This is a genomic window from Polyangium mundeleinium (assembly GCF_028369105.1).
Classification (GTDB): Bacteria; Myxococcota_A; Polyangia; order Polyangiales; family Polyangiaceae; genus Polyangium; species Polyangium mundeleinium.
Window position 1 is genome coordinate 8964047 of record NZ_JAQNDO010000001.1, and the last position, 21056, is coordinate 8985102.

Annotated in this window: 14 protein-coding genes; 7 read left to right on the forward strand and 7 right to left on the reverse strand. The window is 68.2% G+C overall.

The annotated features are described in order from the left end of the window. Positions 1-31: 31 nt before the first annotated feature. The gene (locus POL67_RS35545; protein ID WP_271925072.1) at positions 32-2524 is read right to left on the reverse strand and encodes an FG-GAP repeat domain-containing protein; all 2493 of its coding nucleotides are present in this window, start codon (positions 2522-2524) and stop codon (positions 32-34) included. A 48-nt stretch (positions 2525-2572) separates the two neighbouring features. Next, a complete protein-coding gene (locus POL67_RS35550; protein ID WP_271925073.1) occupies positions 2573-3697 on the reverse strand; it encodes a hypothetical protein in 1125 nt (374 codons plus the stop codon). 271 nt (positions 3698-3968) lie between these two features. On the opposite strand from POL67_RS35550, the gene POL67_RS35555 reads away from it, so the two are divergent. The 6 genes from POL67_RS35555 (at position 3969) to POL67_RS35580 (ending at position 11970) form a co-directional block, all read left to right on the forward strand. Beyond that, positions 3969-6146, forward strand: a complete 2178-nt coding sequence (locus POL67_RS35555; RefSeq protein WP_271925074.1) for a M4 family metallopeptidase — start codon at positions 3969-3971, stop codon at positions 6144-6146. 53 nt (positions 6147-6199) lie between these two features. Next, the gene (locus POL67_RS35560; protein WP_271925075.1) at positions 6200-6835 is read left to right on the forward strand and encodes a YkgJ family cysteine cluster protein; all 636 of its coding nucleotides are present in this window, start codon (positions 6200-6202) and stop codon (positions 6833-6835) included. Positions 6836-6936: 101 nt separating this feature from the next. Next, a complete protein-coding gene (locus POL67_RS35565; RefSeq protein WP_271925076.1) occupies positions 6937-8751 on the forward strand; it encodes an IgGFc-binding protein in 1815 nt (604 codons plus the stop codon). Positions 8752-9265: 514 nt separating this feature from the next. Continuing rightward, positions 9266-10177: a PAS domain S-box protein gene (locus tag POL67_RS35570; protein ID WP_271925077.1), complete on the forward strand. Its 912-nt coding sequence runs from the start codon at positions 9266-9268 to the stop codon at positions 10175-10177. Positions 10178-10277: 100 nt separating this feature from the next. After that, complete coding sequence (locus POL67_RS35575; protein ID WP_271925078.1) at positions 10278-11444, forward strand: hypothetical protein; 1167 nt, start codon at positions 10278-10280, stop codon at positions 11442-11444. Positions 11445-11451: 7 nt separating this feature from the next. Further along, positions 11452-11970 carry an HIT family protein gene (locus tag POL67_RS35580; RefSeq protein WP_271925079.1) on the forward strand — a complete coding sequence of 173 codons (519 nt, stop codon included), beginning with the start codon at positions 11452-11454 and terminating at the stop codon, positions 11968-11970. A 37-nt stretch (positions 11971-12007) separates the two neighbouring features. Here the strand turns inward: POL67_RS35580 and metG are convergent, their stop codons facing one another. The 4 genes from metG to POL67_RS35600 form a co-directional block, all read right to left on the reverse strand. Further along, positions 12008-14068, reverse strand: a complete 2061-nt coding sequence (gene metG, locus POL67_RS35585) for a methionine--tRNA ligase (protein ID WP_271925080.1) — start codon at positions 14066-14068, stop codon at positions 12008-12010. A gap of 150 nt (positions 14069-14218) precedes the next feature. Next, positions 14219-15055: a lysophospholipid acyltransferase family protein gene (locus tag POL67_RS35590; RefSeq protein ID WP_271925081.1), complete on the reverse strand. Its 837-nt coding sequence runs from the start codon at positions 15053-15055 to the stop codon at positions 14219-14221. Between the two features lie 21 nt (positions 15056-15076). After that, complete coding sequence (locus tag POL67_RS35595) at positions 15077-16291, reverse strand: acetyltransferase domain-containing protein (protein ID WP_271925082.1); 1215 nt, start codon at positions 16289-16291, stop codon at positions 15077-15079. 61 nt (positions 16292-16352) lie between these two features. Further along, positions 16353-16925 (reverse strand): hypothetical protein, encoded by a 573-nt coding sequence (locus tag POL67_RS35600; protein WP_271925083.1) that lies wholly within the window; start codon positions 16923-16925, stop codon positions 16353-16355. A 340-nt stretch (positions 16926-17265) separates the two neighbouring features. Here POL67_RS35600 and POL67_RS35605 point away from each other — a divergent pair, with 340 nt between their 5' ends. Next, positions 17266-17739 (forward strand): hypothetical protein, encoded by a 474-nt coding sequence (locus POL67_RS35605; RefSeq protein ID WP_271925084.1) that lies wholly within the window; start codon positions 17266-17268, stop codon positions 17737-17739. A gap of 99 nt (positions 17740-17838) precedes the next feature. On the opposite strand, the gene POL67_RS35610 is transcribed toward POL67_RS35605, so the two are convergent. Continuing rightward, entirely contained in the window at positions 17839-20406 is a 2568-nt protein-coding gene (locus tag POL67_RS35610) for a DUF2169 family type VI secretion system accessory protein (protein WP_271925085.1), read from the reverse strand. Positions 20407-21056 lie beyond the last annotated feature (650 nt).

Sequence of the window (21056 nt, forward strand, 5' to 3'; positions counted from 1 at the left end):
GGCGGCGGTGTCGTAGTCAGGGGACAGAAATTCAGTTCGTGTTCCGAAGGATCACGAGCGAGTTCGTGGCATTCGACGTGACGAGCAGGTCGGGCCGGCCATCCCCCGTCACGTCCGACACCGAGACGGACGTCGGGCGCGAAACGTCGCCGATCGTCGGCCCGGCGGTGAAATAATCGCCGTCCCAGAGGAGCACATTCACCCGTCCGCCCGCGAGGAGCACGAGATCCTCGTCGCCGTCCCCGTCGAGATCGTCGAGCACCGGGTTCTGCGCGATCCCGAGGCCCAGCTTGAACGTCGTGCCGATGAACGTGCCGTCGCCGACGCCGAGCATCAGCACGACGCCGTCCCCTTGCGCGAACGTCGCCACGAAATCCGCGTGCCCGTCGCCGTTCACGTCGCCCGCCGCCATGTCGTTGATGATGTCGTCGACGACCAGGTACTCCTTGGCATTCGCGAACGTCCCATCCCCCTTGCCGGGCTGCACGAAGACCACGAAGTCGCCCGCGCCGGCAAAATCGAGCTTCCCATCTTCGTCGTAATCGGCGATCGCCACGCCGTCGGTGTAAAGAAACTCCGCCTCCACGAACGTGCCATCGCCGTTGTTCAGGAGCGAAACGCCGCCGTTGTTCGTGTCAGCCACCACGAGGACGTCGAGATCCCCGTCGCCGTCCGTGTCGCCGACGTCCGTGCTCCCGGCGCCGAAGTACCCGGCGAAGGAAGGAATGGACGGGCCAAACGAAACGCCGCCCGTATTCGGGAACGCCTGGACCATGTAGCCCTCGTCGCTCGCGCCCGGCAGCACGGCGACGAGGTCCAGGCTCGGACCTGCGTCCGCCGGGAACGCGAAGAGCCCGAGCGGCGTCTCGAGGACGTCGTGCGAGCCCACGAATTCGAACCCGCCGCCGGCCTTTCCACGTAGTATCGTGTCGACCCCCGCGGCATGGCTGAACACGATGTCCTTGTGCCCGTCGCCGTCGAAATCGGCGGCGACCGATCTGCGCGCGCCGACGCCGTAGGGCGCGCCGATCGGGGGGAGCAGGCCGCCCATTCCGTCGCGCCGCACGGTCGAGATCCCGGGCCCGTCATTCCCGGCGACGAGGTCCGTGTGCCCGTCCCCGTCGACGTCCCCCGTGGTGAGCGCCCGCGGCGCGCGCCCCGCCTCGATCACGACCGGATCGTCGAAGGCGCCCGCGCCCAGGTTTTTCAGGTAATACGCGCCTCCGAAGCGATACGTCGCGAGCAGGTCGAGCTGGCCGTCGCCGTCGATGTCGAGGACCCCTGCGAGCTCGCCATATTCCGACGCCGCGGATTTCACGAGGGGCGCGAACGTCCCGTCGCCGTTGTTCACGAGGACGCCATATCCGGAGGTGAAGGATTGCCGCGGGCCCACCACCACGTCGAGCTTCCCGTCGCCGGAGACGTCCGCGAGCGCGATCGACTCCGACCTCTGCGCCGGGCGCGACGCCCCGGCCGCGAACGTGCCGCCGACCATTCCCTTGAAAACCCAGATCACGTTGCCGCTCGCCGTGCTGGTCGTCACCACGTCGTCGACCCCATCCCCGTCGATGTCGCCCAGGGCGAGGCCGAACATGAAATGGGAGCCGCTCACCGTGTACGTCGCCGAAAGCGTGATCGTGCCGTCGCCCGCATTCGTGAACACGTCGATGCCGTTGGTTCCGCGCGAAATGACGAGATCCAAGTCCCCGTCACCATCGAGGTCCTTCGCGGCGAAGGCGCCCATCGTCGTGGTGCTGCCCGTGTATTGCTTGGGCGCGAGGAGGGTACCGTTCCCCTGGTTCAAAAGGACGAACACCCCCGTGGAGGCGTCCTGACCACTGACCGTGACGACGACGTCGAGCTTTCCGTCACCGTTCATGTCGATGAGCGCGTGGTTCGTGCCGATCGCGGCGAACGGCGTCCGGTGCATCTCCTGAAACGAGCCGTCGCCTGCGCCGCGCAGGACACCGAGGAAGCCGCCGGAGGGATTCGCGACGACGAGGTCGAGCTTTCCGTCGCCGTTCATGTCGCCCGAGCGAACGGCCGCATTGCCCGCGCCGACCGCCGCGGGATACGAGCTGTCGAAGACGAATTGCAGGCCCGTCGGGCCCCCGCCGCCCGCGCCGCCCATGCCTCCGGCGCCGCCCATGCCTCCGGCGCCGCCCATGCCTCCGGCGCCGCCCATGCCTCCGGCGCCGCCCATGCCTCCGGCGCCGCCCATGCCTCCGGCGCCGCCCATACCCCCAGCGCCGCCCATGCCTCCGGTGCCGCCCATGCCTCCGGTGCCGCCCATGCCTCCGGTGCCGCCCACGCCGCCCATTCCTCCAGCGCCACCTTGCCCCCCGACGCCGCCCATACCGCCGACGCCGCCCGTCCCTCCGTCGCCGCCCATTCCGCCGACGCCGCCCATTCCGCCGGTCCCGGCGGATCCGCCCGTCCCCGACGTGGTCCCCGTGCCCCCATCGTCACACGCCGAGAGCACGAGCCCGAGGGCCGCCAAAATCGCAAGATTGCTACGCTTCATCACCAAGTCCTCCACTCCTCCGCTGGAAAGGCATCCCCTACCCGCTCGTCAAGGCGAACCAATCACCACCGTTTTCTGCTCCGTAACGGACGCGCCATCGGCGTCCGAGACCTCGGCTTTCAGGTTCACCTGCCGGTTGATCAGTACCCCCATGTCGAGCTTCGTGTCGATCTGGAAGAGGATCGCCTTGGCCTCGCAGAACCCCTGCGCCGGCCTGTCCGGGAACACACGCACCGATTGCGAAGGCCCGAGGACCTCGCCCGTGTCGGTGAGCGTCGCCGTGAGCTTCACGATCGCGGTTTGCTTCAACCCTCGCGTGCGGAGCGACGCGAAGATGTGGTGCCCCCCTTGCTCGCCGGACCAGACCTGCAAGGTGTCCTGATCCGCGAGCGGGCTGAAGGTCGCATCGCCCTGCCCGAGCGTCAGCGTCGGCGCGCCCGCCTGCTTCGGCTTGCACCAGCTATACTTCGCCCAATCGGACGTGTACGCCTCGAGCACCTCCGGCGCGAGATAGGGGTCGAGGCAACGGCCCCAGTTGCACGTCAGGCCCGGACCACACCCTCCGCCGCAATCGTCGCCGCTCAGCGTGACGCGGAGCAAAGGCGTCTTGCCCGCCCGGGCGCGCGTGCTCGCGAGACGTGTGCGTACGTCCATTCCCGTGCCGTCGACGTCGGTCTCCAGGGAGACCTCGACGAGCGCGTCGTCGGCGAGGCCCTCGAGCGAGAGCTCCTTGGGCAAGAGAAGCGGCGCCGGGACGCCCGTGCCCCACATCTCGTCCCGGACCATTGCGCCGTCCACCCTCGCCACGACGTGCACCGACGCCGCCTGCACGAAAAGCTCGTTCGGCGCATTGATCACGCCGACGACCACCTTCGCCTCGTTCCCGCCGCCGCCCATTCCGCCGGCCCCACCCATTCCGCCGGCTCCGCCCATGCCCCCGGCGCCGCCCATTCCGCCCGCGCCGCCGCCACCACCGCCCATTCCGCCCGCGCCGCCCGCACCTCCGGTGCCGCCCATTCCACCGGTGCCCCCGACACCACCCATTCCGCCGGCCCCGCCGGTGCCCCCCGCGCCGCCTGCGCCCCCTGCGCCGGGCGAAGGATTTGGTTCACTCCCGCACCCGGCGAGAGAAGAGAGAAGCAACAACAGACAGGTGAAGGATCGCTTGTTCACGGTACACTCCCGATGTCCGATCGAAAATCTTACAACGACCCCCGACAACGTGGAAAGCACTCCTTGTGGATGTCGCCACGCGTCATCACCCTCGTGCATCCTACGTTCGCAGACCGCTGAAAGTTTCTTGGTTCACTGGAAGCGAGGCTCCCTTGGCGCGGAATCACCGGATGCTTGTCGCTTGACAGGGAGAGGGTTTGGATTTCCCACGGATCGCTTCTCCATACTTTCAGCTTACGGAAAACCTCCACCTGTTTGCGAAAGAAGGGTCATGTCGAAGAAGCAATCGATCTCCGTGCTTGGCGTTCGTCGTTTCGGGAAGACCTTGGGGGGCCTCTCGCTCGTGCTGGCCGCCGGTTGCGCCGTCTCCGAGAACCCGGAGGAGAACCTCCCTGTCGAGGGTATGGAGGAGGCCGCGGCGCAAGGCGGGAAGCCGGTCTTCACGCCGGCCGGCGACGCGGATCAGCGCACGCTGGCCGAGGCCATCAGCCGCGCCCACATTGCGGTCAACCTGGAGACGCTCGGCCTCGAGAGCGAGGAAGACATCGCGGTCGAGCGCGTGCGGATCGACGAGCTCTCGCTCGCCCACACGCGAATCCAGCAGAAATTCAAGGGCGTGCCCGTCTTCGAGGGCGAGGCGATCGTCCACATCGATCGCAATGGCAATCTGCGCGACGTCACGGATGGCTTCGTCAAGCGCATCCGCCGCGGGCTCTCGGCGACGCCCGCGTTGACCGAAAAGCAGGCGATCCGCGCGGCGCTCGATCGATACGTCTGCGAATCGTGCATCACCGCAGCGCCCGAGGTCGATTTGCTCGTGATGCGCCACGCGGGAGAGGATCACCTCGCTTATCGCGTGCAGCTCCGCCGCATCGACAGCACGCGCGACACCGCGATGCCGGTGATCTTCATCGACGCGCACAGCGGCGAGGAGATCCACCGCTACGACAACCTCCAGACCGCGCAGGGCACCTCGCTCTACAGCGGCACGGTGACCATCGGCACGAGCCTTTCGGCCGGCAAGTATTACCCCGAGGACCTCACCCGCAAGGTCGGCACGTTCACCTACGCCAATGGCACGAGCACCGTGTATCGTATCGCCGACACGGACAACGTCTGGAGCAGCAGCGATCAGCGGGTCGTGGTCGACGCCCATTTCGGCGCGTCGATGGTCTACGACTATTTCAAGACCGTCTACGGTCGCAATGGAATCGACGGCGCGGGCGGCCCGACGGCGTACGCGGCTGCGAACGGCGGCGCCGGGCTCATCAGCTCCGTCGTCCGGTACAGCACGGCCTACAACAATGCCTTCTGGGACGGGACGAAGATGACGTACGGCGACGGGGACGGCTCCACGTTCGCGCCGCTCGTCTCGCTCGACATCGCCGCGCACGAGATGACGCACGGCGTGACCCAGTACGAGGCGAACCTCACCTACGAGAACGAATCCGGCGCGCTGAACGAGTCGTGGTCGGACGTCTTCGGCGCGCTCGTCGAGCGGTATGTCTACGGCGAGAGCGCCGACACCTGGAAGATCGGCGAGGATTGCTACACGCCGGGCACCTCGGGCGACGCGCTCCGCTACATGGATAACCCCCACAACGCGAGCAACGGCGGCTACACGTCGAACGACGATCCCGACCATTACAGCGAGCGGTACACGGGCACGAGCGACAACGGCGGCGTCCACATCAACTCGGGCATCCCGAACCACGCATTTTACCTGCTCGCGAAGGGCGGCACGCACCATTTGAGCGGTGTCGCGGTCACGGGCATCGGCGCCGACGACGCGGGCAAGATCTGGTACAAGGCCCTCGCCGATTACATGACGGCGAGCACGAACTTCGCGGGCGCCCGCCAGGCCACCCTCAGCGCGGCGAGCGCGCTCTTCGGCGGGTCGAGCACGCAGTATACATCGACGCAATCGGCCTGGTGCGCGGTCGGCGTCGGCGAATGCCCCGCCACGAGCAGCAGCGGCGGCGGCGGGACGAACCTGCTCACGAACGGCACGTTCGAGAGCAGCGTGAGCCCCTGGGTGCTGAGCGGCACGGGCGCGCTCTACACGAACAACGGCAATTACCCGCAATCCGGCACGGGGTACCCGTACTTCGGCAATGCCGTCAGCGTCTCGGGCTCGATGTACCAGCAGATCACGATCCCCGCAGGCGCCTCGCCGACGCTCACGTTCTACCTGAACGTGACGACGTCCGAGACCACGACGTCGACGCAATACGACCAGCTCTTCGTCGAGCTCCGGAGCACCTCCGGCACGCTGCTGAAGACGCTCGCGACCTACAGCAACCTGAACAAGGGGACGGCCGGCGCCTACGCGCAGAAGAGCCTCTCGCTCGCGGGCTACGGCGGCCAGACCGTCCGCATCCAGTTCCGCACGACGAACGATAGCTCGGCGATCACGACGTTCCGGGTCGACACCGCCGAAGTGAAGTGATGTTGACGTGATGCGCGGTTGACCCGCGCGGCCCGAGGCGCAATCCTCGGGCCGTGCGTGCCCTCCGTGTCCTCCGGCAAAGAGACGAGGCGATCCGCGCGCGCGTCGCGCGGGACGTCGAGAACCTCCTCGGCGAGGGCAGCCTCGAATCACTGGCCCTCGCGGCCCACGCGGCGATGGAGCGGGAGACCACGCGCGCCCGAGGCACGGGCGCCCACGCTCCGGCCTGCTCGGCCGGCTGCTCGTATTGCTGCCACGTGCACGCGCACGCGACCCTGCCCGAGATCCTCGCCGTCGCCGCGTGGCTCCGCCGCTCGCTCGCCCCGGAGGCGCTCGAAACCCTGAAGGAGCGGCTCGCCCGGCACGTGGCGCGCGTCGAGCCGCTCTCCGACGAGGAGCGCTGGGCCGCGCGGATCCCTTGCGCGCTGCTCGACGAACGTGGGTACTGCTCCGTGCACGAGGCGCGTCCGCTGCGCTGCCGGGCCTTTCATTCGTGCTCGGCCGACGATTGCCGCGACGCGTTCGAGGGCCGCACCGACGCCCTGCCGCCCCGCGCAGCGCTCCTCACGCGCGCCGCGGACGCCGTCGAGGCGGGCTACGATCATGCGCTCGTCGCCGCGGGGATCGATGCTTCAGGCCATCGGCTGGAGCTCGGGCTCCTCCGCGCGCTCGAACGTACGGCGCCGTAATTCCGCGGCAGGCGCGCGAGAGGACGATCGCAACCGCGCAAAACCGTGGCATTCTCCGGCGCATGCGCACTCTGCTAGCTCTCTTTCTCCTCCCATGTTTCGTGCTCCCCTTCGCTTGCTCGGCCAGCGGTGATCGCACGTCCACGAGCAGCGGCGGCACCGCCGGGGCCGGCGGCGGCGGCGGCGACGGCTGCGGCCAATGCTTCGGCGCCAACTTCACGCCCTGCAATCCCGACGGCACGTCCGGCACGCCGGTCACGTGTCCGAGCGGCGTGTGCGCGCCGAAGGTGGGCTGCGTCGAATGCCAGCCCGGCGCCCTCACGTGCGTCGGGAACGAGGTCCGCCGCTGCTCCGAGGACGGCCAGACGGCGACGGAGGTCGTCGAGGTCTGCGACGCCGCCGCGGGGTTCGGCTGCTCCAATGGGGCTTGCACCGGCGCCTGCGACGTCGCCGCGGATCAGCCCTCCAACGTGGGCTGCGAGTTCTGGGCCGTGGATCTCGATCAACAGGACGGCTTGAACGATCCGGCGAGCGCGCCCTGGGGCGTCGTCCTTTCGAATACCGGCGAGGCCGTGGCGAAGGTCGTGATCGAGCTGAACGACGCGCCGCTCGGAATGCCCGCGACGCCGAAGCTCGTGCTCGCGGTCGACGTGCAGCCCGGCGCGCTCTTCACGGCGAAGCTGCCCACGCGCGAGCTCGATTGCGGGGTCAAGCCGAACGATTACCTCTCCCCTGGGACGTGTTTGTCCTCGAATGCGTTCCGCATCACCTCGTCCACGCCGATCGTCGTGTATCAGTTCAATGTCTTCGAGAATGCCTACTCGAACGACGCGTCGCTCCTCTTGCCCACGCCCGGGCTCGGCAAGATCTACCGCATCATCAACTGGCCCGCCGGGCACCCGATCCCGCTCGATTTCCCGGGCATCGGGAAGATCATCGATCGCTCGTACGTGACCGTGATCGGCACCAAGCCGAATACCGTGGTCACGGTCAAGCCGAGCTGGCGCATCAGGGGCAACCCGCCCATCGCCGCGACGCCGCCCGGCGGCGAGATCAAGGTCACGCTGAATCCCTTCGACGTCTTGAACCTGGAGACCGACGACGCCACGTTCCAGGACGACCCCAAGACGGTCGCCGATCTCTCGTCCACGATCGTCACGTCGACGCTTCCGGTCGCGGTCTTTTCGGGCGTCGAGACCACGAGCGCGCCCGGCGGCGTCCTCGAGGTCCCGACGTACGGCGGCTGGTCGAGCGACAGTACCTGCTGCCTCGATCACCTCGAAGAGCAGATGTTCCCCGTGGAGTCGATCGGCTCGCGGTACGTGATCACGCGCAGCCCCGTGCGCTCCACGTCGGGCTTTCGCGAGCCCGACGTCATTCGATTCCTCGGCGTCGCCGAGGACGCGACGGTCACGACGAACCTGCCCCCGCCCTTCGATTCGTTCGTCCTCAAACCGGGCGAGGTGAAGACGACCTGGGCCCAGGACAATTTCGTGGTCGGCGCGACGAAGCCGGTCATGGTGGGGCAGATCCAGGTCTCGAATGGATACGTCGACGGCCCGGCGATCGGCGATCCTTCGCTCACCGTCTTCCCGCCGATCGAGCAGTTCCGCACGGAATACGTCATTCCGACACCGCCCTCGTGGACGCAGAACTGGGTGGTGGTCGCGGCCGAGGTCGGCTCGGAGGTCATGCTCGACGGCGCCACGACGAACCTCTGCCAGATCGAGCCGGCGGGCATGGTCGAGGGCAAGACGTACCATTCCCGCAAATGCTCGTTGCAGCCCGGCGTGCACCGCCTCACCGGGGACAAACCGTTCGGCATCATTGCGTACGGATACGGGAGCGCGGGATCGTATGCGTTCGCGGGCGGCGCGGACGTGAAGCGCGTGTACGAGCCGCCTCCGCTCAAGTAACGTTTCGTCCTCCCGCTGGCCCCCGCCGGCTGCCATGGGATTCGAGGGGCGGAGCCATTGCCTCCGCCCCTCGCACCGCACCCCGTGTCGTACGGACCCAACCGGGCGTCCCGTTCGTGAACACGCAGAACAGTCAATCTCATGACGGTCGCGTCGTCGTTGCGAAAGACCTCGAAGGCGCCCCTACGCTCGCGTTTCCTCGGGGGCGCGACACGATAGGTTTCGTGCTGTGGGTTGGTCCGCGCGCTTGCGGCGAGGTGGTTCCGAGCAGCGAGGCAAGTCAGGGCCGCGACCAAAACCATGAGGGCCATTGTTTTCGGTGGTGGCCCCCACTTCTGGTATCTCTGCGTATCAGACTGCCTCTACGCTGCGGACGTCGCGGTATGAGACCAAATTCGCATGCTGCGGCGCTTGACGTGCTCTTGCATCTCGGGCGACATTTCCTCTCTGCATCGAGAGCCCCGCCCCCGCTCAGCCTGCTGCTCGTCGCGCGAAGGAAGGCAGAATCGTACGCATGGAAAGGCAACTCACCCAACAATCGGTTCCCATCGAGGAGGATGTCGATCTGTTGCGTCTACGCATTGCAGATCTGGAGAGGCAGGTCGAGGTTCAGGCCGAAGAAATCAAATCGGCCCGAGCGGATGCGTTGCGCTATCGCCGGTATTTCGACTTTGCTCAGATCGGCATGACCGTCACTTCCCTCGAGACCGGGTGGGTCGAGTTCAATCAGCGGTTGTGCGAGCAGTTGGGCTATTCACCCGAGGAGATGACGGCCACGAATTGGGTCGCCCTCACGCATCCCGAGGACGTCTCGCTCGACATGGATTTGTTCAACAAGCTCATCCGCGGCGAGATTCAGCGATATAGCCTCGACAAGCGCTTCGTCCGCAAGGACGGCAGCACCATGTATGGGAACATTCTCATTCAAGGTGTTTACCGCCCCGACGGTTCGTTCGACCATCTCTTCGGCTTCTTGCACGACATCACCGAACGCTGGGAGAGCGAAAAGGAGCGGCTGGCGCTCAAGCAGGAGATCATCGACGCGCAGAAAAGGGCGTTGCGCGAGCTGTCGACCCCGCTCATCCCGGTCGCCAAGCACGTCCTCGTGATGCCGCTCGTGGGCACGATCGACAATGTCCGCGCACAGGCGGTGCTCGAAGTATTGCTCGATGGCGTCACGAAACATCAGGCAAGAATGACCATCCTCGACATCACGGGCGTGCAGGTCATGGATAACGATGTCACGAACGCGATCATTCAGGCCGCACGCGCCGTCAGTTTGCTGGGCGCGCAGGCGATCCTGACGGGTATCCAGCCGGGCATCGCCAAGACGCTCGTGGACCTCCAGGCCGATCTGAGCACCGTCATGACCCTCAGCACCGTCCGAGAGGGCATTTCGTACGCCCTGGGGCGGCTGAAGCGATAGCGGCCCTCTTCCAGGGCCCCGCGCGTCGACCTCGACGGGCAAGGGCGCGGGCCCACGGAAGGGGCGCGAACCACGTTCAAACCTGGTATCCTCGCCTGCCATGGGACGAGACGACGGGCGCGCGGGGTACCGCCGAAGGGCCAAGGCCACACTGGAAAAGGGCGCGTGGCTCTCGCTCGCGCTCTCCGAGCTCGCCTGCAGCCCCGCCCCCGCGCCCACGCCGCCCGCCTCGCCCGCGCCCACGGAGACCGTCTCGCCGGCGCCGCCCACGGCCGCGCCCGCGCCGTCCGCCTCGGCGTGGACCGGCCTGAATCAGGGGGACGAGGAGATCCTCCAGAAATTCATGCCGTACGCGGTCACGGACGGCTCGATCGCGCGCCGGGTGCTCTATACGTGGACCACGCGCGAGCAGATCGCGGCGCTCGAAAAAGACCCGGTGCTCCTCACGCGCGCTGAATCCCCCGAGCACGGCGCGTCGTATTTCGATCAAATGCTCCACGCCCGCGCCCTCGCCAAGGATCCGCTCGCCGAGGTGCTCCGCACGACGCCGTTTGCCCGCGCGCGGTACGCCTGGACCGCGCCCTGGGCGACGACGTACGGCCTCGGCGGCGAGTCCTACGGCAATCGGCTCCTGCGTGTCACGTTGAAGCAAGACGCGCGGATCGCCGTGCTCATGACCTCGAAGAAGGCCCTCGAAGTACGGGATCTCGCGGGCAAACCGGTGCCGATCGCCGACGCGATTGCCCACCCCGAGCGCATCGCGGCCGTGTATTTCGTGCACGACACGCCCAAGACGGGGTATGCGGCGTCGCTCGCGGGCCCGGAGGAGCGTGTCGGGTATCGCGAGTACGTGCTCTGCAACGAATCGATGATCGAATCGTGGTCGATCCGGACGCCCGAGATCCGGAAGGAGCTGCTCGACGGCGCGGCGGCGCTCCGCGCGCTCGCACGGTTTCTCTTTTTGCACCCGCCGGAGCGGCGGTTCACCGGCATCCGGTGGAACGTGCACGTGGTGACAGAGGCGTTTCCCCTCGCCGCGCCGGTGCCGACGCTGCTCGGCGTCTATGAAGCGTCGCTCGCCTTTCCCTTTGGCGTGTACGAGCCGGAGGCCAATACGCTGAACATCGTCGCCGCCCAGGTCGAGGAATACGAGGAGCAGCAAAAAGGCCCGCCCCTCACGCACACGCCCACCGCAACGTTCCCGCCCCCGTCGGCGCGAAAGCCGTCGCCGCCGCCGCGGATCGTCCGGCGGTACGGGACGTATTGAAGCGGCCATGCCCCGGATCCAAAAAGCCGAGGCCCTCGCGCGCGTCGAGGCAGAGCGAGAGCGTTTGCCCGCCTCGTTCGAGGGATGCGTGATGTGCGCGCTCGCCCGGGGGTTTCCGGCGGATACCGAGCGGCTCGCCGAGAGCCCACGCGCCGTGGCCGTGCTCGATCGATTCGCGGCGCGGCGAGGTCACGTGCTCGTGGTGCTGCGGCGTCACGTGGAGTCGATCGCGGCCTTGTCGTGGGACGAATACGCCGAGGTGCAAAAGCTCGCGTGGGGGGCGACGCGCGCGCTCGAACGCGTCCTCGCGCCGCGCCGGACCTTCGTGGCGGCCCTCGGCGCGGCGACGGCGCGCGTCAATTCGTTCCCGCACCACCACGTGCACGTGATCCCGATCGAAGCGGACGATACACAAGACAGGCCCGCGCAGGTGCTCACCTGGGAGCTCGGCGTCTACGTGTACGAGGAGGGCGAGGCGAATGCGCTCGGGGAGGCGCTCAGGGCAAGCTGGTTGGCGGGGGAATGAGGGGGCCGCGCGTCTCCGCGCCGCCCCCCAGGGCCCCTCAATGCACCCGCATTCCGGGTTTCGCCCCGCTATCGGCCGACAGGACGAACACGCTCTCCCCGTCGCCCGCGGCGAGCACCATTCCCTCGCTCATCCCGAACTTCATCTGCCGCGGCGCCAGGTTCGCGCACACGATCACGAGCCGGCCGAGGAGATCCTTCGGATCGTAATACGCCTTGATCCCCGCGAACACCTGCCGCGTCGTGTCGCCGCCGAGCGAGACCGTGAGCTTGAGCAGCTTCTTCGCCCCCGGCACGCCCTCGGCCGCGATGATCCGCGCCACGCGCATGTCGACCTTCGTGAAATCGTCGATCGAACACTGCGGCGCGAGCGGCTCCTTCGCGAGCGCGTCGCCGGCATCCTCGTACTTCGCCGGGGCCGCCTCCGCCGCGCCCGCCTCCGGGGCCGCGGAGGCCTTCGGCGCCTCGCCCGGCTCCCCCGCGCGGCTCGCTTCGATCATCTTGTGCACGGCCTCCACCTCCATTCGCTTCATCAAATGCTGGTACGGCGCCACGGGCGTGCCCACGAGCGGCTTTTGCGCGAGGTCGAGCCGATCCATCGGGCTGTTCAGGAGCGCGCCCGACTCCGCCGCGAGCTTCGGCAAAACGGGGGCCAGGTACAGCACGATCTGCCGGTACAGGTTCAGCGCCACCGTGCACGCATTCTGCACGTCCTGCTCTTTGCCCGCCTGCTTGGCGAGCGCCCACGGCGCCACCCGATCCACGTATTCGTTCGCCCGATCCGCGAGGCCCACGATGATCCGGATCGCCCGCGCGAAATCGAACGCCGCGTACGCCTCGCTGATCTCCGCGCCCGCCTTCGCCGCCGCCTCGAAGAGACCGCCGTCGTCCGGGTAACTCGCGGAAAGCCCCGTCTTCGCCACGAAGCGGGACGAGCGGCTCGCGAGGTTCACGATCTTGTTCACGAGCTCCGCGTTCACCTTCTGGACGAACTCGTCGACGTTGAGATCGAAGTCCTCCACGCGCGCGCCGAGCTTGCTCGCGTAGTAATACCGGAGGTACGAGGGGTCGAGGTGGTCGAGGTACGTCCGTGCCATGACGAACGTGCCCTTCGTCTTCGACATCTTCTCGCCGTTCACCGTCAAGAAGCCGTGCACCTGCACGCGGGAAGGCAACGAATACCCCGCGCTCTTCAGCATCGAGGGCCAGAACAGCGTGTGGAAATAGACGATGTCCTTGCCGATGACGTGCACGATCTCGGTCTTGTCCGAGCGCCACCAGTCATCCATGCGCTCGCCGTTCTTGTCGCACCACTCGCGCGTGGTGCCCATGTATCCGATCGGCGCGTCGAACCAGACGTACCAGTAATGCCCCGGCGCGTCCGGGATCTCGAAGCCGAAGTAGGGCGCGGGGCGCGAGACGTCCCAGTCGCGCAGCGGCTCGGCGAGGAAATGGCCCGCGAGGTAGTTCGCGATCTCCTTCGGCATGCGGCCCTCGGCCGCCGTCCATTCCGTCAGGAAGGCGTGGTCGGGCTCGATCGCGACGAACAGGTGCTCGGCGCTCTTGAGCTCCGGCCGCGCGCCCGAGAGCGTGCTCTTCGGATCGACGAGCTCGGTCGCGCTGTACGTCGAGCCGCACTTGTCGCAGTTGTCGCCGTACTGATCGGGCGCGCCGCAGCGCGGGCAGGTGCCCCTGACGAACCTGTCGGCGAGGAACGTGCCCGCCTGCGGGTCGAAGAGCTGCGTGACGTCGCGCTTCGCGACCCGCCCGTTCTTCCGGAGCGAGGCCCAGATCTCGTGACAGACCTCGCGCGTCGCGGCCGAGTTCGTGCTGCCGTAGTGATCGAACTGGATCATGAAGTCGGCGAAGTCGCGCTGGTGCGCGCCGCTCATGTCGGCGATCACCGCCTCCTCCGAGCGCCCCTCCTTGCGCGCGCGGATCATGATCGACGTGCCGTGCGTGTCGTCCGCGCAGATGTAGACGCAGCGGCGTCCGGCCATGCGCTGGTACCGCACGAAGATGTCCGTCTGCGTGTACTCGAGCATGTGGCCAAGGTGAATGTGGCCGTTGGCGTAAGGGAGCGCGCTGGTGACGAGCAAGGAGTTTGAGGGCGTAGCTCCGCTTGTCGGAGCGGAGCCCCCATCGTTCGAAGGCTTCATGGCGGGCGCAATGTGCACCATCACGCGGACAAATGCCAAGCCCCGACCTGCAAGCGCGCAGCTCGTCGGTCCGTCCGCGTCAGAGGGACATCACAGGTAGAGGCTCTTGCGCGCGGCGCGCCCCTCGTCGAGCAGCTCGGCGATCCGCGCCTTCACCGCATCCACCTTCGGCTGCACCTCGGCGTCTTCCTCGTTGCCCGTGCCCTCGAACCACATCGGCTCGCCGAACCAGATCGAGCAGCGGGCCGGCAGGGGCAAGGGCAGGACCGTCGGCGTGATCGGGAAGTACGGGATGTTGAAGGCGCGGGCGAGCGGCTTGATGTCGAAGAACGCCGGGCACGCCTCCTCGCCGCCGACGAACGCGAAGGGCGTGATGGGAGCACGTGTCTTCATCGCGAGGCGCACGAAGCCGGTCCCGAAGTCGAGCAGCTTGTACCGATCCTTCCAGAGCTTGCCGCTGCCACGCGCGCCCTCCGGGAAGACCATGATGAGCTCGTCGTCCGCGAGCAGGCGCTCGCAGTTCTCGGGCAGGCCCGTGACCTGGCCGGCGCGCGTCAGCCACACGTTCACGAGCGGCAGGCGCTGGAAGACCTTCTCGATCATCGCCTTCACCGCCCGCGGCGGACGCGCGTCGAGCATCATCGCCGTCGCCACCATCATGCCGTCGTAGGCGAGCTGCGACGAGTGGTTGCCGATGAGCAGCCCCTTTCCTTGCGGCACGCGGTCGATCCCGTGCACCTCGACACGGAAATAGTGCCGGTAAAACCAGGCCGCGACGTAAAGCGTGCGCTTCGCCGTCGCCGTGGAGAAGCCCCATTTGTCGAACCCGAGCGTGTTCACGGAGGGCGAGACCGTGTCCACGATCTCCGCGAGTTCCCGGGGAATCTGTCGATCCAGCGCCTCGAACAGGCCATCCAGCGAGCGCATCGTGCCCACCACCTTTTGACGTCAAAGATAACTGAGGAATACGAGATCCCGCCGCCTTCGCTTGAGCTCCGCGAACCAGCGGCAGAGCGGGTAGAGCGCCGCCACGACGGCAAGCGTGTATCCGTAGACGAAGGGCAAACCATGCTGGGCCTCCGCGGGCAACCCCATGGGGTCGTGCCACGCGAAGACCTTCGGGCCGTGGATCGCGTAGTGCACGACGGCCGCGGAGGCATGGATCAGGTAGAGGTGGAGGATGTAATAAAAGAGCGGCGCCCGGCCGAACACGAGCAGCACCTTCTTGCCGGGGAATTCACGCCCCTCGAGCGCGCCGAGCGCGAGGAGCGCGGGCCCGAGCGTCATGAGCAGGTACGAGAGCGACGGCGGGTACTTGCGGCAATTGAGGAACGAGAGCGCCGTGGGGAGGGCGCTGCCCTGCGAGGTCCAGGGCGAAGGATCGCCGTACACGTTCGCTCCCCGGACGATCACGAAGGCCAGCGTGAGCGCCGCGCCGAGCTTGTAGAGCCGCGCGCGGCGCTCGCCCGGCGCCGCTTCGAGGAGCGCGCCGAGGCCATATCCCGCGGCCATGACGCCGATCCACGGCACGAGCGGGTACGCGACGAACACGTAGTGGCCCGGCGCGGGCTCGAAAGGCCGCGACTCGTGCAAGATCGACCCGACGACGCCGAGCGCGCTCCCTCGCGCGAACGAGACGCCGTCGAGCAGGTTGTGCCCCGCGATCATGGCGACGCCGATCGCCGCCACCACGCGCACGGGCAGGTGCACGAGGCCCGCGAGCGCGATCATGCTCCAGCCGATGGCCCAGATCACCTGGAGCGGCGTGATGTGGTAGCCCGGATCGAAGGTCCACCCGAGCCGGATCACCGTGATCTCCAGGAACACCAGCCAGGCGCCGCGGGTGAGGAGGAAGCGGGAGAGCTCGCCCCGGCTCTTGCCCCGCGCGGCCTGCAGGTACGCGCTCGTGCCCGCCAAAAGGACAAACACGGGGGCGCAAAAGTGCGTGATCCACCGGGTGAAGAACAGCGCCGCGCTGGTCTTCGTGACGTCGAGGCGGAAGTCGACCGGCGGGCCCACGAAGTCCCGCACGTGGTCGATCGCCATCAGGATCATGACGAGGCCTCGCAGGACGTCGACCGCGTCGAGGCGCGCACGTTCGGCGGGTTTCGTGGAGCTCGCGGCCGCAGCCGCGCCGCCATCTTCGAGAGTCAGGGCCGTCACCGGCGCGAGCTTACCAGGAGCGTTCGGCATTTCGAACCACGCTCACGCCCGAGGCGGCTCCTCACTCGATGCGGAATCGATCGCCGTGGCGGCCGTCGTCGTCGCGCCGGTCGAACACGATGAACGGGTTGTACCGATTGCCGATGCGCTCGCTGTAGCGGCCTTCGAGCCGGACCACCACGTTGTTCGTCACGTCGCGGAGCGTGACGTCGTCGTACGTGACGCGGACGAGGATCGGGCGACGATCACGGCTGCAGAAGGCGGCCGGCGGCGGAGCTTCGAGGTTGAGCGAGCCGACGATGCGGCCCTCGCGATCGGCGCGGAGCGCGCTCCGCTCGGAGATGTACTGGCGGACGATCCGCCGGTCGCCCTGGCCCCCCGTGACGACGCCGGCCCGGGTCGCGCAGCGGTACACGGCGCGGACCTCGGCGCGCAGGCGAATCTCGACGTTCGCCCTTCGTGCCAGGCCAGACTCACGAAAATCGACGTCGAGGTCCCCGTCGCGTGTGATGTCGACGCTCAGATTCCTGAACACGGGATTTCGATCCCGGCGCTGTGCCTCCGCGGGTGATGCCGCGAGGAGCGGCGCGGCCGCGAGCGCGGCAAGCATGACGAGGCGAATCATTCGTCCCATGGCGCATTCCTCCTTTGCACGCGCGGCTCTCGCGCGGCGAATTTGTTCTCGACGAACGAAGGCAGGCCCCGCCCTCTTCGTCGCCCCCTTCCCATGAGACCGCCCGCGCACGACCGGAAGCGCCGCCCGGCACGGATGTTCGCCGCGCTGGCCGTTTGCTCCCGTCCTCGGAGGAACTTCCAAAGTTTATCAGCGAGCGCGTGGCCGCCCCGCTCGACGAGGGCTCGCCCAGGCCAAAGAGACAGCGCGGTGGTCAGATGTGCTCCGGTGAGCGCGGCTCGCCGTGATTGCCGTGGCGGAGACGACCATCCACGAACGGAAACAATTGGGGAGGCCAACCATGAATCAGTTCTCGAAGTTTTTCGCGCTGCTCGGTCTGTCCGCGTCCGTGGCGCTCGTCGGCACCGGTTGCGCGGCCGAGGTCGAGGATCCCGAGTCCGAGCTGGCCCTCGCGGACGAAGCGGACGACAGCGCAGAGCTCGCTGTGAGCGCGGATGACGAGACGACGGCGGAGAGCGAAGACGCGCTCTCGAGCACGGGCAGCTGCGCCTGGGGCGCCTGCGGTGGCGGCGGGGGCTTCGTCGGCGGGGGCTTCGTCGGCGGGGCCGTCGTCGGCGGGGGCTTCGTCGGCGGGATCGGCGGGATCGGCGGCATCGGCGGCATCGGCGGCATCGGCGGCATCGGCGGCTGCGGCTACGGACGCGGCTTCGATTGCGGAATCGGCGGCCGCCACTTCCTCCGCGGCCCGTACTACGGGGCTTGCGGCGGCTACGGGCGCGGCTTCTGCGGCTACGGGGCCGGCCGGTTCTGGTGATCCGGGGCGATTCGCCCACGCATCGAGGATGAATCCGAACCCGACCGGCACCCGGGAGCCGGTCGGGTTCCCTTTTTGTACGCGATAGACAAACCGCGCCTATCGCCAGCCGTCGATGGATACCACGCGCCCGAGCGCGAGGACGCGCAGCGCATTCGGGTGGGACTCGTATTGATCCTGCTGGGCGTGGGCCTCGGCGAGCAGGCGCGCCTTCATCTTGAGCATGAGCGGCAGCTTCATCGCCAGGATCTGCGGCAGGTAGACGGGAACGGGCGTATTTTCGCCCGCGGGGACGCAGAGGGCGCGAATCTGCTCGTCGCCGAACACGGTGCGCTTCTGGTATTTGCGTTGATCCAGGAGCACGCGCTCGATGTGGGCGTCGAGCTGGGTCACCGTGACGCTACGCTTCGACTGGCGGAGCGCGTCGCGGAGCTCGCTCGTGACGGCCTCGACATTCGAAGGTGCCTGGAGAAGCGGCGTCTTCAGCACTTCGTTCGCCGCTTCGAGGGCATCCTTGAGTTTCTTGTTGTCCTCGGTCACGAGCGGCGTGATCGCGGCGACGGCGGCCTGGAGGTGCTCGACCTCGTCGAAGGGAAAGCGGAGCTCGCCCGTGAGCATGACGACGGGCGGCGTGAAGCGGCCCGTCTCGCTGATCGATTCGAGCATCGCCCGCTGAATGCCCCGTCCGTCCGTGGGCGTGGCGCGCGTGAGGACGCCAAAGGTGTCGTGCCGATCCCGCGAGGCATTCGGGTCGTCGGTGGGCAGGTCGTGCTTGGGATCGAGCGGTTCGAATTCGAGCTCGTCCACGATGGTCGGGAACGCGGCGCGAATGCGAGCGACGCCCTGCGGATCGAACCAGAGGAGATCAACGACCTCGGGGCCGAGCCGGCGCGAGGGGCGCGCGGGCGGCACGCGCGGGCGCATGTCGTCCTGGGCGGCGGGCGTGGTCGTGACGGGCGCAGCGACAGGGGTATGCGTGGGCGCGCCGATGACGTTCGCCGACGCGCCGGCCGCCCAGGGGCTGGTCTCGCGCGGCGAGGCGGGCGCGGCCGCCACGTCGAGGGGTTCGCGGCGAGGGACCTCGGCCGGAGGCACGGGCGTCGCCTGCGGGGGCGTGAAGGGCGGCGCGGCGGCCGCGACCGCAGCCGGCGGGCCCATGGGCGGCGCGACGGGGATGGCCGCGGTGGAAGGAACCGCGGGCGCCGCGGGGATCGCAGGCACGGGCGGCATCGGAGGGACGACCTGCGCGGCCGCGGGCGGCTGCGAGGCCGGGAAAGGCAGCGGCGTGCGGGAAGGCTGCGGCGGGACACGGGGCGCCGTGACGGGGTTTGTCGCGGAAACAGGAGGGGGGACGGGCGCGGCGGCGGACGTGGGGACGGGCGCGGGCGCAGACGTGGACGCAGCCGCCGGGGGAGGCGTGGACGCACCGCCGCGGGCTCTTCCGCGCGCGAGCCACGCCGGCAAATTCACGCCCTCGGCGCGCGCGAGCTCCTCGGTGGAGATAATCTCCGTCTCGACCGACTCCTCCTCGAAGATGTGCTGTTCCGCAGGACGAACGGGCTTCGGCGGCGCGGGCGGCGCGGCCTTCGCAGCGGACGCAGGCGCGGTGGGTGCGGGTGCGGGTGCAGGCGCGGCGGGCTGCGCGGCCGGGGCGGGCGTGGACGATTTTTGCGGGGCGAGCGCGCGGACCAGCATCTGCACGTCGTCCCAGCCGAGCTTCTGGCGGGCCGCGCCCATCGCGACGAGGACACGCCCGCGCTCGTCGCGCGAGAGCAGCGGCATCTGGCCACGCCACGTCACGGTGCAGAGGGCCCGATCGGTGTCGATCCAGAGCGTGTCGCCGACGAGGTTGAGCTCCTGCGCTCCGCTGCGCGGGCGCTCGACGAATGCTTGCGGGCGGAGGCCCGGCAAGCGCGTCGTGAGGCGTGGATGATCGGGGTGGAGGTGCTCGAGGACGATCTCGAGATCGGGCGTGATCTCGGGGAGGCGCTGATCGGCCGGCGCGGCGTTGAAGTACTCGATCTCGATGTCGTCGGGCAGCGGCCGCGTGTGCCATTCGGCGTGGGAAAAACTCCCGCGATGGCGCCGGAGCCGGGTCTCGCGCTGGGGCCATCCCGCGGCGATCGGGCCAAAGCCCACGGGTGATCCGTCGTCCTTCAGCGTGTGCTGTCGGCGCGCCGGATGCAGGTTCGGCAAGGGCCCGGGCGCGACGGGGATCCCGACCGGGTTCATGGTGCCGGTCCCGCCCTGCGCGCGCTCGTAGCGCAGCGGCATGTGGGTGAAGGCGGGGCCGTCGGTGATCTGCGCCTCGCCGGACCACGTGCGGTCGGCGTGGACCTCGATGGCCTTGTCGAGCGAGCCGACGACCATGCGCGCGAGGAGCGAGCGGCACGGCTGGTGATGCGCGGCAAATGCGTGCCCGACGAGCGTGACGTCCGCGCCTTTGCGGAACGGGACGAGGTCGCTCGGCGAGTACACGCTGCGCCGGGGATCGTCGTCCCAGTGGTTGTCGGCGTCGTTGATCGGCTCCTGGCCCGAGGAGAGACGGAGTTCTCCCGGGGCAAGATCAAAGGTGGCTTTGCAGACGACGGTGAGCACCCACTCGCGGCTCTGCCTTTGCCAAGGGAGAGAGGCCACGTAGAAGGGGCCGAGCGCGACGACCTCCATCGGCGGGACGCTACCACAACGGAGGGAACGGGCGGAAGCGGGAGCGGGGGCGAGCGGGAGCGCAAGCGCAAGCGCAAGCGCGAGCGGGAACGGTATGCAGGGGTCCCGCTCGGGGACGGGGGTCCCGGCGAATGGGTCGGCGGCGGGAGGCAGTAGTCGAGCCGTATGCTGAGACGGCGAGGTCAGGCCCCAACGTTGCTGAAGCTGCGGTGAGCTCTCGCTCAGGTAACCCGCCGACATTTTCTAAAAGCTCCGGCGCAGAGTCCCGGGACATTCGGGCAGAGATCGAGCGCGCTTGGGCGAGGAATGAGATCGAGTTCCGCGTCGAGCTGGCTGTCACGCCTGTGGATCTCCACCGGCTCTTGCTCGACGATGCGCCCGACGTCGTGCACTTCAGCGGCCACGGAACGCTTCTCCGCGTCGATGCGCCCTCGCAGTCGACCCCACGCGAGTTCGAGCCGCCTGACGACGGTTTCCCGCGAGAGGTAGCGAAGCAGAGAGCATGCATATCCAGATCCGGTTCATCGCGGCCTGATTCTGTTCGAATGGTTTGGTAAGGGCGGAGGCTCGTGGAACGACGGATCCATCCCCGAAAGGCTTCTCTTGGAGCTTCCGACATCCGTTCTTGTAGAATCCCTCGCGAGGCCCTC

Coding starts and splice junctions, on each gene's coding strand:
- POL67_RS35545 (WP_271925072.1), bottom strand. CDS start 2,524: ATGAAGCGTAGCAATCTTGCGATTTTGGCGGCCCTCGGGCTCGTGCTC.
- POL67_RS35555 (WP_271925074.1), top strand. CDS start 3,969: ATGTCGAAGAAGCAATCGATCTCCGTGCTTGGCGTTCGTCGTTTCGGG.
- POL67_RS35570 (WP_271925077.1), top strand. CDS start 9,266: ATGGAAAGGCAACTCACCCAACAATCGGTTCCCATCGAGGAGGATGTC.
- POL67_RS35575 (WP_271925078.1), top strand. CDS start 10,278: ATGGGACGAGACGACGGGCGCGCGGGGTACCGCCGAAGGGCCAAGGCC.
- POL67_RS35580 (WP_271925079.1), top strand. CDS start 11,452: ATGCCCCGGATCCAAAAAGCCGAGGCCCTCGCGCGCGTCGAGGCAGAG.
- POL67_RS35590 (WP_271925081.1), bottom strand. CDS start 15,055: ATGCGCTCGCTGGATGGCCTGTTCGAGGCGCTGGATCGACAGATTCCC.
- POL67_RS35600 (WP_271925083.1), bottom strand. CDS start 16,925: ATGGGACGAATGATTCGCCTCGTCATGCTTGCCGCGCTCGCGGCCGCG.
- POL67_RS35605 (WP_271925084.1), top strand. CDS start 17,266: ATGAATCAGTTCTCGAAGTTTTTCGCGCTGCTCGGTCTGTCCGCGTCC.
- POL67_RS35610 (WP_271925085.1), bottom strand. CDS start 20,406: ATGGAGGTCGTCGCGCTCGGCCCCTTCTACGTGGCCTCTCTCCCTTGG.